This window comes from Vibrio sp. Y2-5 (assembly GCF_014596725.1).
GTDB lineage: Bacteria > Pseudomonadota > Gammaproteobacteria > Enterobacterales > Vibrionaceae > Vibrio.
This window is the reverse complement of record NZ_JACVEG010000002.1, coordinates 150,373-163,483: the sequence shown is the minus strand read 5'-3', so window position 1 is coordinate 163,483 and position 13,111 is coordinate 150,373. Positions and strand designations below refer to the sequence as shown.

The 13,111-nt window shown below is 44.6% G+C and carries 10 protein-coding genes; 6 read left to right on the top strand and 4 right to left on the bottom strand.

What is annotated here, in order from left to right; all coding sequences use genetic code 11:
• Window positions 1-9 precede the first annotated feature (9 nt).
• From lpxD to HUO09_RS05915, 5 genes are all read left to right on the top strand, one after another.
• The gene (gene lpxD, locus HUO09_RS05935; RefSeq protein WP_188233336.1) at window positions 10-1,020 is read left to right on the top strand and encodes a UDP-3-O-(3-hydroxymyristoyl)glucosamine N-acyltransferase; all 1,011 of its coding nucleotides are present in this window, start codon (window positions 10-12) and stop codon (window positions 1,018-1,020) included.
• An 80-nt stretch (window positions 1,021-1,100) separates the two neighbouring features.
• A complete protein-coding gene (locus HUO09_RS05930; protein ID WP_188233335.1) occupies window positions 1,101-1,586 on the top strand; it encodes a glycosidase in 486 nt (161 codons plus the stop codon).
• Between the two features lie 127 nt (window positions 1,587-1,713).
• On the top strand, window positions 1,714-2,844 hold the full coding sequence (locus HUO09_RS05925; RefSeq protein ID WP_188233334.1) for an ABC transporter ATP-binding protein: 1,131 nt from the start codon (window positions 1,714-1,716) through the stop codon (window positions 2,842-2,844).
• A 38-nt stretch (window positions 2,845-2,882) separates the two neighbouring features.
• Complete coding sequence (locus tag HUO09_RS05920; RefSeq protein WP_188233333.1) at window positions 2,883-4,853, top strand: alpha-amylase family glycosyl hydrolase; 1,971 nt, start codon at window positions 2,883-2,885, stop codon at window positions 4,851-4,853.
• A 269-nt stretch (window positions 4,854-5,122) separates the two neighbouring features.
• Window positions 5,123-6,505 (top strand): aspartate ammonia-lyase, encoded by a 1,383-nt coding sequence (locus tag HUO09_RS05915; protein ID WP_188233332.1) that lies wholly within the window; start codon window positions 5,123-5,125, stop codon window positions 6,503-6,505.
• Between the two features lie 100 nt (window positions 6,506-6,605).
• On the opposite strand, the gene HUO09_RS05910 is transcribed toward HUO09_RS05915, so the two are convergent.
• The 3 genes from HUO09_RS05910 to xylA all read right to left on the bottom strand — a co-directional run bounded on the left by HUO09_RS05910 (window position 6,606) and on the right by xylA (window position 9,529).
• On the bottom strand, window positions 6,606-6,839 hold the full coding sequence (locus HUO09_RS05910) for a DUF2789 domain-containing protein (protein WP_167413689.1): 234 nt from the start codon (window positions 6,837-6,839) through the stop codon (window positions 6,606-6,608).
• A gap of 221 nt (window positions 6,840-7,060) precedes the next feature.
• Entirely contained in the window at window positions 7,061-8,110 is a 1,050-nt protein-coding gene (locus tag HUO09_RS05905) for a glycoside hydrolase family 43 protein (RefSeq protein WP_188233331.1), read from the bottom strand.
• Window positions 8,111-8,209: 99 nt separating this feature from the next.
• The gene (xylA, locus tag HUO09_RS05900) at window positions 8,210-9,529 is read right to left on the bottom strand and encodes a xylose isomerase (protein ID WP_167413687.1); all 1,320 of its coding nucleotides are present in this window, start codon (window positions 9,527-9,529) and stop codon (window positions 8,210-8,212) included.
• Between the two features lie 314 nt (window positions 9,530-9,843).
• On the opposite strand from xylA, the gene HUO09_RS05895 reads away from it, so the two are divergent.
• Entirely contained in the window at window positions 9,844-11,247 is a 1,404-nt protein-coding gene (locus tag HUO09_RS05895) for a glycoside-pentoside-hexuronide (GPH):cation symporter (RefSeq protein ID WP_188233330.1), read from the top strand.
• 109 nt (window positions 11,248-11,356) lie between these two features.
• On the opposite strand, the gene HUO09_RS05890 is transcribed toward HUO09_RS05895, so the two are convergent.
• Window positions 11,357-13,072 (bottom strand): S8 family serine peptidase, encoded by a 1,716-nt coding sequence (locus HUO09_RS05890; protein WP_188233329.1) that lies wholly within the window; start codon window positions 13,070-13,072, stop codon window positions 11,357-11,359.
• Between the last annotated feature and the right edge of the window lie 39 nt (window positions 13,073-13,111).

Genomic DNA, 13,111 nt, shown 5'->3' with positions numbered 1-13,111 from the left:
GAGGTCAACATGCTGAGTGTTTCAGAAATTGCGCAAAGTTTATCAGGTCGAGTAAAGGGGGATGGCTCGCTGGTGGTTGATACCATACGTCCGATTGTTAGTGATGTAGAGGGTGGTCTCGCCGTTGTGTTTGCCCGATCTGAACTTAAACAGCTCTCTGAAAGTTCAGCGGAAGTGCTGGTGGGGCCGCCAGCGATTTTGCAAAGCCCCGCCAAAGCACACATTGTGATTGACCATTTAGATGTAGAGAAAATCAATCTGCTTTTGCGCCATTACAAGGTGCATAAATATCAACTGTTTGATCAAGGAAACACCTCGACAGTTGATGGGGTATACATTGGCAAACATTGCCAGATAGGACAAGGCTGCCATTTTATGCCCGGCGTAAGGATCATGAACGGCGTGACCATTGGCAACAATGTGGCAATTCACGCCAACACCGTGATTAAAGAGGGAACCGTGATCGGCAACAACGTCATCATCGATTCCAATAACTCGATTGGTAACTACAGCTTTGAATATATGTCTGGCAAAGATGGCAGTTATCAACGCGTGGAAAGCATTGGTCGCGTCATTATTGAAGATGATGTTGAAATTGGCTGCAACAACACCATTGACCGAGGCACGCTCGGTGACACAGTGGTTGGTAAAGGCAGCAAAATAGACAATCAAGTGCAAATTGGTCACGACTGCCGCATTGGTAAACATTGTTTGATCATCTCTCAATGTGGATTCGCTGGACACACCGTACTGGGTGATCACGTAGTGGTACATGGACAAGTAGGTACGGCTGGACACATTAACATCGGTAGTCACTCAGTGATTAAGGCCAAGTCAGGTGTGAGCCACTCTTGCCCTCCAGGTAGCGATTTGTTTGGTTACCCTGCTAAAGAGTCCAAAGCGTATTACCGAAATCTTGCGGTGTTGAACAAATTGACTCAGCACTATGAGCAGTTAAAAAAATCCCAACCGGAGCAAAAGCGTTGGCTTGCCCGACTGTTTGAAAAGAGATCGGCCTAACAAGCAAATTAACTGACACGCGGAGCAAGCAAATCGGTCTCCGCAGGATGAAACGAGAACGAAATAATCAAGGATTTGTTATGAAACATACACTTCTGATTGCTGCGACCGCAACTGCCTTATTGGCAGGTTGTGCTAGCACCACTGAACAGGCTCAACCTGCGGCAACTAATGCCGATGCGCGCTTCTCTAACTGTACGTTGCCGACGCTAGAAGACGATCGCGGTCCAATCAAACCGTCACTGTTTGTAGTGGGCACCTTTCCTGAAGGTCAATGGATTCACTTAGATACCCACAAAATGGGTTATAAAGGCGATGGAATCTATCAAGTGGTCTCGGACGAGCAAGCGGGCAATGTCACTTTGCAATTTGCCACTATGAGCTGGACACCTCAGTTTACAGCCGCTGGTATGTCGATGACCGTGGGGCAAGTGAATGAGTTAAAACGAGGTGGGTTTGCGAAAAACACCGTAGTGAATTTACCTAAAGATGGCAAATATGTGTGGACCATTCAGCTTGCTCCGGACAAAGCACCGTTATTTGCCATGGTTAGCGAGTGTAAATAGTTAAGAACACATACAGTTGGCAGCCGTGCAGGTATTCGGCTGCCTGATTTACCCAGACAGATTGCCAACCAGTCTGCCTCGGTAAATTGAAGATCATTTTATACCCTTTTGGTAAGTGGAGAGATTCATGGCGACGGTTAGTTTGCGTAAAGTAGAAAAAAAATATGACAACGGATTTAAAGCTGTCCATGGCATCGATTTGGATATTCGCGAAGGCGAATTTATGGTGTTTGTCGGGCCGTCGGGGTGTGCGAAATCAACCACATTGCGCATGATCGCCGGTCTGGAAAGTATCTCTGGTGGCGAAATTCGCATTGGCAACAAAGTGGTGAATGACCTACCACCGAAAGACCGCGGCATTGCGATGGTGTTTCAGAACTACGCGCTCTATCCACACAAAACCGTATTCGACAACATGGCGTTTGGCCTGAAAATGCAAAAACGGCCGAAAGATGAAATTAAACGCCGTGTTGAAGAAGCCGCAGAGAAATTAGAGATTAAGGAGTTACTGCACCGTAAGCCAAAAGAGATGTCTGGAGGTCAGCGTCAGCGCGTTGCGGTTGGACGTGCAATTGTGCGTAAGCCAGAGGTGTTCCTGTTTGACGAGCCACTATCGAACCTTGACGCTAAACTTCGAGTGTCTATGCGAGTCAAAATCGCTCAGTTACATCAATCATTGAAAGAAGAAGGCACTCCAGCCACCATGATTTACGTGACGCATGATCAAACTGAGGCGCTTACGCTCGGTGATCGTATCTGCGTACTCAACCAAGGTAAAATCATGCAGGTGGATACTCCCGCCAACCTCTATAACTACCCAGCCAACAAGTTCGTGGCGAGTTTTATTGGTTCACCCGCAATGAACTTGATAGATACCGTGATCCGAGAAGAAAACGGCCAGTTATACATCGAAATAGGCTCCGGCATCCGCATGTTTATTCCGGTAGAAAAACAGAAAGCATTGAGCGAATACGTGGATAAACCCGTGTGCTTCGGTATTCGCCCAGAACACATTGGTGTTGCTGACGTAGGTGACACCATCAACGCCTTCGAAGGTGTTTTGACTGTGGTAGAAAATATGGGGAATGAAAAATACCTCTACTTCAAAGTGGGCGGCAAAGAACTGATCGCCCGCGTGAATGATCAAACCATCACCACCGCAGATATTGGTAAGCCGATGCGCTTCAATCTCAACACTGCCTTCTGTCATATCTTCGATTTCTACAGTGAAAAGAATTTAACCAACAACCGGGAATGATTCCCGGTTAATTTTCACAAACCACGGGGGAGTCTCCAATGAAAAAACGCACTTTGCTTTGCAGTGCGCTGCTGGCTGCTATTGCCGCAAATGGACTGATGTTTAGCCCAACAACTTTCGCTGCGACCAGTGCTGATACGGAAACTGGCACTTATCTCGATTTTCGCAAAGAGACGATTTATTTTGTTTTTCTTGATCGTTTCAGCGATGGCGATGTAAGCAACAACACGGGCCACAACCCAGCAACTTACGATCCGAACAACTTGAAAAAGTATGTTGGGGGAGACCTTCGTGGATTAATCGATAAACTGCCGTATTTAAAATCACTTGGTGTAACCGCGATTTGGATTACTCCACCAGTGGATAACGCCGACAATATCGATGCCAATGGCGGGGCTGGTTATCACGGTTACTGGGGACGTGATTTCTTCCGTGTGGATGAGCACTTCGGCACCTTGGATGATTTCAAAGAACTGACCAACAAAATGCACAGTGCAGAATACAACATGAAACTGGTTCTCGACTATGCACCTAACCACTCCAACGGGAATGATGAAAACGAATACGGCGCTTTATATCGTGATGGTCAGTTTATCACTGACTACAACAGCGATGTCGCGGCAGGCACCGACTGGTATCACCATAATGGTGGTGTGACCAACTGGAACGATTGGTATCAAGTACGCAATTTTAATTTGTTCAACCTTTCTGACTTCAACCAATCGAATACCAATGTGTATCAATACCTGCTCGATGGCTCTAAGTTTTGGATCGATGCAGGGGTAGATGCGATACGAATTGATGCGATCAAACACATGGATAAGTCGTTTATTCAGCAATGGACGACGGACATCTATAACTACAGTAAGAGCCTTGGTCGTGATGGCTTTTACTTTTTCGGAGAGTGGTTTGGTGCCAGCGCCAATACCACCACAGGTATTGACGGCTACGCGATAGATTACGCCAACACTTCCGGTTCAGCGCTGCTTGACTTCGGTTTTCGCGATACTTTAGAGCGCGTGTTGGCTAACCGTGTCGGCAACAGTATGAAAACGCTAAATAGCTATTTGGAAACGCGAAAATCAGTTTTCACCAGTGACGATTGGCAAGTGGTGTTTATGGATAATCACGATATGGCGCGTATCTCGACGGCGTTGCGCTCTAGTGCCTCCACGTTTGGTCCCGGTAACAATGAGGCGGGCGGTAACCAGAGTGAAGCGTTTGCCCAGCAGCGTGTTAATTTAGGGCTAGTGGCGACTATGACAGTACGTGGTATTCCAGCCATTTACTACGGTACCGAGCACTATTCGGCAGACTTTACCCAGAACGCTTTTGGCCAAGTAGGCAGTGACCCGTACAACCGTGAGAAAATGCCAAGCTTTAGCCAAGACACACAGGCGTTTAAGATCATCCAAGCATTAACCGATCTGCGCCAGAATAGCCTAGCGATTCAACGCGGTAGCTACGCGCAGCGATGGGTTGATGACGATGTGTTGGTCTATGAGCGTCAAGAAGGTGAAGATGTTGTGACTGTCGCACTTAACCGCGGCTCAGCAACGTCTGTGACTGTAGGTAATTTGGCTCTTAGTGATGGCAGCCACACCAGTTTAATTGGTGATGACATTGTAAGCGTGAGCAGTGGCGAAGCGACTTTCCATTTGGCTCAAAACCAAGCTGTGGTGCTGCATGGCAGTGGTGGCGGTAGCGTCGACCCGACATTGAAAACTGTCGCGTTCACTTGCTACAACGGCTACACCAATCTTGGTCAAAGCGTTTATGCCGTTGGTAGTGTTGCACAGTTAGGCGGTTGGGCTCCGGCTGGTGCGGTTAAACTCGACCCTGACCAGTATCCAACTTGGAGCGCAACCATTGATGTACCAGCAGCGCAAAACATTGAGTGGAAGTGTCTAAAAAGGGATGAAACCAACCCTGAGTTGAACGTAGTTTGGCAATCAGGGGGTAATAACCAACTTGATAGCAACGCCAATGCAACCCAAGGCTCTTTCTAATTTTAGTTCGAAGCAATGAACTAAAATTGCGCGGATAACTGCTGTTAAAACTAAACGTCCCCACGGACTATGCATCTTGGGGACGTTTTTCATTGTATTTACCTAACCCACTTTTCTAATCAACCATCTTTCCTATCAATTCTTATAGAGCTTTCACCATAGATGCTTGTTTTGAGGTTGATGGCCGACCAATAAACCTAAAGTGATCTCAGGACAAACTAGAATTACGGTATACATAAACCGATTTCAGGTACGTTCAAGGATGTTTTATGAATAAGAAATATCGCATTGAAAAAGACAGTATGGGGGAAGTTAACGTTCCTTCTGATGCTCTCTATCAGGCTCAAACACAAAGAGCCATCGATAACTTCAACATCAGTGAGCATAAGATGCCTAAAGACTTGATTGTGGCGTTAGCTTATATCAAACAGGCTGCGGCAAAGACAAACACCAAGTTAGGCACATTAAACAACAACGTTGCAGATGCCATAATCAAAGCTGCGCAAAGCATTATTGATGGTCAATATCATGACCAGTTTCCGATTGATGTATTTCAAACAGGCTCAGGCACCAGTACAAATATGAATGCCAACGAAGTACTGGCGACTCTGGCAAGCCAAATATTGAACGAAAAAGTCAGCCCCAACGACCACGTTAACATGGGGCAAAGCAGTAATGATGTAATTCCCACTGCCATTCAAGTCAGTGCTGTTATGACATGCGAGAAGTCGTTGATTCCTGCACTCACTCATTTAACAGAAACTCTCAGAAGCAAGCAGAAGGAACTGGACGGGATTGTTAAAACCGGCAGAACGCATCTAATGGACGCGATGCCAATTACATTTAGTCAGGAACTAAGTGGCTGGGAAGCACAAATACAACATGCTTCGCAGTCAATAACCTCTGCTTTGGAATTTGTAAGATTACTTGGGCAGGGAGGAACCGCTGTGGGTACGGGTATCAATGCCCATACAAGCTTTGCTGCGGATTTCTGTTATAACTTAAGTCAGCTCAGTGGCTTATCCTTTGAGTCTAGTGATAACTTCTATTTTAATTTGAGCTGTCAGGATTCGATTGTTTCTCTATCTGGTCAGTTAAAGACGCTGGCTGTTGCCTTGATGAAAATATCCAATGATTTACGTTGGATGAACTCAGGTCCGCTTGCTGGGCTTGGTGAAATTGAACTGGAAGCTTTACAACCGGGTTCATCAATAATGCCGGGCAAAGTAAACCCAGTGATCCCTGAAGCCGTAGCTATGGCATCGGCACAGGTAATAGGCAACGATACAACCATTACTGTTGCTGGCCAGTCAGGCAACTTCCAGCTCAACGTTATGTTACCAGTCATTGCATACAACCTGCTTGAGTCGATACATTTGCTTACCAACTCATGTGTTTCATTGGCCGATAAAGCGATTAAGCCGTTCAAAGTGCGTCAGGAAAATCTTGATAAGGCTCTTGCCAAAAATCCAATCCTTATTACCGCGTTAAATCCGGTGGTGGGTTATTTGAAAGCGGCCGAAATAGCAAAAAGAGCCTATAAGGAAGGCAGGGCAGTCATTGATGTAGCGGAAGAAGAAACCGATTTGAGCCGCGAAGAATTAGAGCACTATCTTGACCCTAAAACATTAACGCGTGGTGGAATTGTATAAACAAAGCTGCGGGACAGAATGACTGTGCCCGCAGCGTAGAAATAGTTCTCTGAATATTAATAAACTTTTGAATCTATTGACGGATTCATTGGCTGGTCAGTTAGTCTCGCAACATATTATCGAGTTGATCCACTACCTCTGCCCAGTCGGCATCTTGTTCGATAGCTTGTTTCAAAAAATCCGATTGCGACCTTGTCCAAAAACTCGCTTTATGTATTGGAGATGAATCTCGCGTATGCCGGTGGCTCTTCACAAACTCTTTGATTTCTTTAGGTGAATGCCCTAAACCAAGCTGCTTAAATAGCTCTGGCATGCCGTGTTGATATATTTCCATTATCGACCTCCTCATAGCGTTCACTTACCTAAAGTATATACGCTACTCAGAAATTGATGGGGCAAGCCAAATTCGAGAGTTCTCTTGAAATATAGCGGGCACCAATTGTGTCCTAACCCACGCTTTACGCCTATAAGAAAGCGAGCCTTGGTGGCTCGCTTTGTACTTACTGCTTACCCTGTCACTCTGGAATGTTGTGAAGGGTTCTCGCTAATAGCGAATCAATCCAGATAGGGCTTAATGGTTTGGATTGAGCCGTCTGCATTGTGATGAAGCTCGGTCATCTTGATGTTTCTCAAGTGGGTCTGACCGCCCGATAGCGTGCTGTCATGGTAGAACAAGTACCATTTGCCTTGATACTGAACAATTGAGTGGTGAGTTGTCCAGCCAAGTACAGGGTTAAGAATCACGCCTTGGTATTTAAACGGCCCATAAGGCGAATCACTTGTCGCGTAGACAATCTTGTGTGTATCGCCTGTGGAGTACGAGAGGTAGTAAACATTGTTATGTTTATGAACCCAAGGGCCTTCAAAATAACGACGCTCTGTATCACCTGCTTTTAGCGGCTCACCATTTTCATCAACGATCAATACGTCTCTTGGTTGCTCTTCTAAACTCACCATATCTTTGGCTAGCTTTGCCATTTTAGGCATTAGAGAAGCTTGGTTATCTGCAGGGTAGTTGTCTTCACCATATTCACCTTGAGTCCAACGTTGTAGTTGTCCTCCCCAAATACCACCGAAATACAAATAGTAATCTTGGTTGTCTTGGTATACCGCAGGGTCAATACTGAAGGTGCCTTCAATATGCGTTTCTTCTGCTTTGAAAGGACCTGCTGGAGAATCCGATACGGCTGCGCCTATATGAAAAACACCTTGCGCATTTTTAGCTGGGAAATATAGATAATATTTGCCATCTTTTTCAGCTGCATCGGGCGCCCACATTTGTCGTTCTGCCCACTTTACATCTTTCACATCCAAAGCAAGGCCGTGGTCTGTCACTTCTTCTAAAGACTCATCAAGAGAGAAGACGTGGTAGTCAGACATATCAAAATGATCGCCATCATCATTAAGTGGCTGATCGGTTTCAATGTCATGAGAAGGGTAGACGTAGATACGGTCATTAAACACATGGGCTGACGGGTCTGCCGTGTACATGTGTTTTACCAGTGGAGGCGATATCGGCTTTAGCGAGTTAGCTCGGGCAAGATCAAGTTGAGTAATGCGTTCAGCATCGCTCAGTTCAGGATGTTCTACTGTTTGGTCCGTCATGAATTGGTTTCTCTTATTGGAATTGATAAAAAATACCATGAGATGACGAGTCTGAGCTGAAAATTGTCATCTCAGACCGTCTTAATCAAGCGTTAATAGCTACTTATAGATAAAACCGTTAACGATATTTTCTAAGTACTCTTGGCGGCCAGATGCTTTTTCAGGAGCAATCGAATTTTCAACAGCGTAGTTTGCTACCGCTTCTAGCGACATGTCACCAGAAAGTATTTTCTTACCAAGATCCGTGTTCCAGCCTGCATAGCGTTGAGCGATGTTCTTAGATAAGAGATCGTTTTCAATCATATCTGCCGCACGCTCTAGTGACAGCGCCATAGTATCCATGCCGCCAATATGACCGTGGAAGAAGTCTGCTAAATCTGTCGAAGGGCGACGTAGTCGGGCATCGAAATTGAAGCCACCTGTAGTGAAACCGCCAGCCTTTAAGATTTCATACATTACCAAAGTGTTTTCTTCGACACTGTTCGGGAACTGGTCTGTATCCCAACCAAGTTGTGGGTCACCTCGGTTTGCATCAATAGAACCAAAGACGCCTAGCGATGTTGCAGTGGCAACTTCATGTTGGAAACTATGGCCTGCAAGCGTTGCGTGGTTGGCTTCAATGTTAACTTTGATTTCTTTCTCTAATCCAAATTGTTTCAGGAAGCCATAAACGGTAGCCGTGTCGTAGTCATACTGATGTTTTGTTGGTTCTTGAGGTTTTGGTTCGATAAGAATAGAACCTTTGAAACCTATCTTATGTTTGTGTTCAACCACCATTTGCATCAAGCGACCAAGTTGCTCGCGTTCTTGACGAAGGTCGGTGTTGAGAAGTGTTTCATAGCCTTCTCGACCACCCCACAATACGTAGTTTTCACCACCTAGTCGTTGAGTTGCGCCCATCGCATTGAAGATTTGAGTTGCTGCATACGCGAAGACTTTAGGGTCAGGGTTTGAACCCGCACCCGCCATGTAACGAGGGTTGGAGAATGCGTTAGCCGTTCCCCATAGCAGTTTGATGCCCGTTTCTTCTTGCTTACGCTCCAGTACATCAACCATTGTTTGGAAGTTATTGACGTACTCTTTCAGTGAATTACCTTCTGGTGCTACGTCTACATCATGGAAGCAATAGTATGGAGCGCCGAGTTTTGTGAAAAATTCAAATGCAGCGTCTGCTTTTACGTGAGCAGCTTCCATTGAGTTTGAATTCTTTAACCATTCATGTTCAAAGGTGCCAGAACCAAAAACATCCGAACCACCCCAACCAAAGTTGTGCCAGTAAGCCACAGCGAATCTAAGGTGTTCTTGCATGCTTTTCCCAAGAATCATCTTATTCGCATCATAATGGCGAAATGCTAACGGGTTAGTCGAATCTTTCCCTTCGAATTGAATTTTATTTATACCTTTAAAGTATTCAGTCATTGCGTAATTCCAATAGTTTCATATGGGCTTTATTCTCTGACAAATTTAATGGTTTTGTTTTTTCTATCAATTATGTTTTTTAATACTGGTATTCCTCTATTTTACAAGTGTGTTAGATATCCCAGAAATACTATTAAATCATCACTAATATGCTCGTAACTCATTGATTTTATGATGTTGAGGCGTGTTTTTTTCTGTGCTGTTCACATAAGTGAAATATCGTAAAAGCATTACTAATTTGTGCAAATTGATTATATTTTTGTGGATAAACAAAATATTTATTGGTGAAAATGTATCCTGGAGTAAATATAAAAATGAATATGGCCAATACCGATAAATTATCAATAAAGGAAAAGGTCGCCTACGGATTAGGCGACACGGGATGTAACTTTGTATGGCAGACTGTCATGCTTTTTTTAGCTTACTTTTATACCGACATCTATGGTCTATCCCCGGCTCATATGGGTACCATGTTTCTGATCGTTCGTTTTATTGATGCCGTCACTGATCCTGTTATGGGCTCTATTGTTGATAGAACTCAGTCAAAGCATGGGCGTTACAGACCTTATCTGTTATGGATGGCAGTTCCTTTTGGCGCGGCTTGTATGTTCGCTTTCTTCACGCCTAATTTTGGCGAAGTGGGTAAAATTGTATACGCGTATGCGTCTTATATCTTCCTGACGTTAATGTATACCGCTATCAACGTTCCTTACTGTGCAATGGCAAATGCGATGACCAATGACTCTGCTGAGCGTACGTCATTACAGTCTTACCGTTTTGCTTTAAGTACAGCTGGTGGTCTTGTTGTTGCTATGGTGGCTTTGCCACTGGTAGACATCATCGGCCAAGGGGATGAACAAAAAGGATACCTTGGAGCCATGGCCATTATGGGCATTGGCGCTATTGCGTTGTTCTTCTTCAGTTTCTCAAACACCAAAGAGCGTTATGTGCCACAGGAAGAAAGACAGTCCGTATTAAAAGACTTGAAATTGCTGGCAAAGAATAGCCAATGGAGAGTGCTGTTCGTTGTTAACGTTGTGCTTCTTACTGGTGTTGTGCTGAAAGGCGCATCGACCATGTATTACGTAAAAATTGTGATGGGCAGAGCTGATTTGGCAACTATTTTCATGGTTTGTGGCATGCTGGCAAACATTGTTGGCGCTATCTTATCTGCTCCTCTGTTAGGTAAGTACGACAAGCCAACCGTCTACAAAATTCTTATTGTGATATCCGGTATTCTTTCTGCGATGATTTACTTGGTTGAACCATCAAACATCGTAGCGGTTTTCTCATTGGTTATTTTGCTCGGCATAGTACAGATGGCAACGACGCCAATCTTGTGGAGTATGATGTCTGACGTTGTTGACTACGAGAAAACGCGCAGCAATCGTTCACTGAGTGGCATGGTGTTTTCAACTAACCTATTCGCTATCAAACTTGGTATTGCTATTGGCGGTGCTGGCGTGGGCTGGATTCTAGCTTGGGCTGGCTATCAAGGTGGTGCAGAAGTGCAAACTGATGAAGCGATCAATGCCATCAATCTTCTGTTTACTGTATTACCGGGTGTGTTTTTTGCGTCGCTCGCGGTATTTATGTTGTTCTATAAACTCGACAACAAAAAGTTGGGTGAAATTAAACAAGAGTTGGTAAAACAACAAGAGAAAGAGCAACCAGCTACTTTTGTCCCTGAAATTAAAGAGCAAGAAGCACTCGCATAATTCATCTGAATTGCACTCTTTTTACAACAAACCGTTTTACAATAAATAAGAAAGCCCCTGACTTCAGGGGCTTTCTCTTGTCATTCACCTTAATTTTCCATCAAGAATACTAAGGCTTATAGATGATCACTGACTCTTGATGATCACTGGTAAATACCACGCTGGCTTTCTTCTTAGCGAGTTCAATTTTACATTCTGTTTGTGCACATGAGCCTCCAGATTCAGACCATGTTCCTGAAATATTTGCACCGGAGCTATATGAGACTTTCGCAATCCAAGTTTTGCCCATACTAATACTTTCTGTCACGATGGCAGGAGATTCGCTGACATTGACAGTATTCTTATACACATCCGCGGCTCCCTTATCGTCAGTAACGGTGAGAGTAACGTTATAGGAAGCGTAAGCACCGTAAACATGAGCAACAATATCACCAGAATCTGATGATTCATCGCCAAAATTCCAATCGTAAGAAACAATGGTGCCGTCACTATCCGTTGAAGCAGAAGCATCAAAGGTGCAGGTAAGGTCTATACAGTTTGCACTGAATTGAGCCGTTGGTGGAACATTTTCATTGCTACTATTCACATCAATTAATGTTGGGACAAAATCGGCACTATGAATGTCGAGTAGTGGCTCTTTGATACCATCCGGGCTGGTATCTACCCAGTTGCTATTTCCGTTGGTGAGAAGGATATTTTCGATTTGAGTTGGTTCATTTTGCTGGCTGGCTAATAGAGCTGCTGCACCGGCAACATGGGGGGATGCCATTGAGGTTCCGCTAATCGTACCGTAGCTTCCTTTTTCAATAGGGTAAGTTGAGGTAATACATACGCCAGGTGCGGCAATGTCTACAGGTGCTCCCCAATTACTAAAATTGGCTAAAGTATCATCTTCGTCTGAACGACATGTAGCCGAGCCATTGCCGCCTTCTAGTCCATCAAAATCAGCGAGAGCCGAAACTGTAAAAGCATCCGGTGAGTTTGCAGGGGTAAAGCCTGCGCTATCGGCATTTGAGTTCCCGGCCGCTACGACAACAAATACACCTGCTTCAAAGGCTGTTTTAATGGCGCTATCCATTGCGCTGCTTTGTCCGCTACCGCCTAAACTCATATTGATAACTTCGATATTGCCCTGTTTTACCACCCAGTCTATACCGGCAATGATTCCAGAAAGCGAACCTGAACCCGCTGAATCCAAAACTTTAACCGCCCACAAACGCACTCCGGGCGCGACACCGACAACACCAAAATCATTATCTAAGGCACCAATGGTTCCTGCGACATGAGTACCATGGTAATGGTCGTCATCGTAGCTTTTGGTTTCATCGCAATAGTAAGTTCGATTCCATGGCGATCTCCCTGAGTAACTGAGACAGTTCGCACCGCCAACCACGTTAAGGTCTGGGTGGTCAATATCAATACCCGTATCAAGCACTGCGACATCTGCGTCTACATGTTGATCATCGGTATTGTTGATGCTCAGAGTTACCTCGTTTGCAAAAATTCGCTCTACACCAGTGGGGAATGTTTGCACAAATGCTGTAATCGGTAGGTCTTGTTCCACATACAACACATTAGGGTTGTTTAAGATTCCTTTCAACGCTTGCTCTGGAATCGAAATAGAAAAACCTTGTATGGCATTTTCATAAATATAGCCAACACGACCATTTGCTTGCTGTGCAATGTCACTAGCCACTGCAGAAGGAATCGTACTTGGCTTGAGTACAACAATATATTTGTTTAAAACGTCTGCATTTTGAGCATAGCTCGTTGATATAAAGAAGGTTGTTAGCATTAAAAGCAAAACATTGCGCATGATATTCATGACCGCTCACCTTAAACGTCTTGTAAATGTTACTGATAG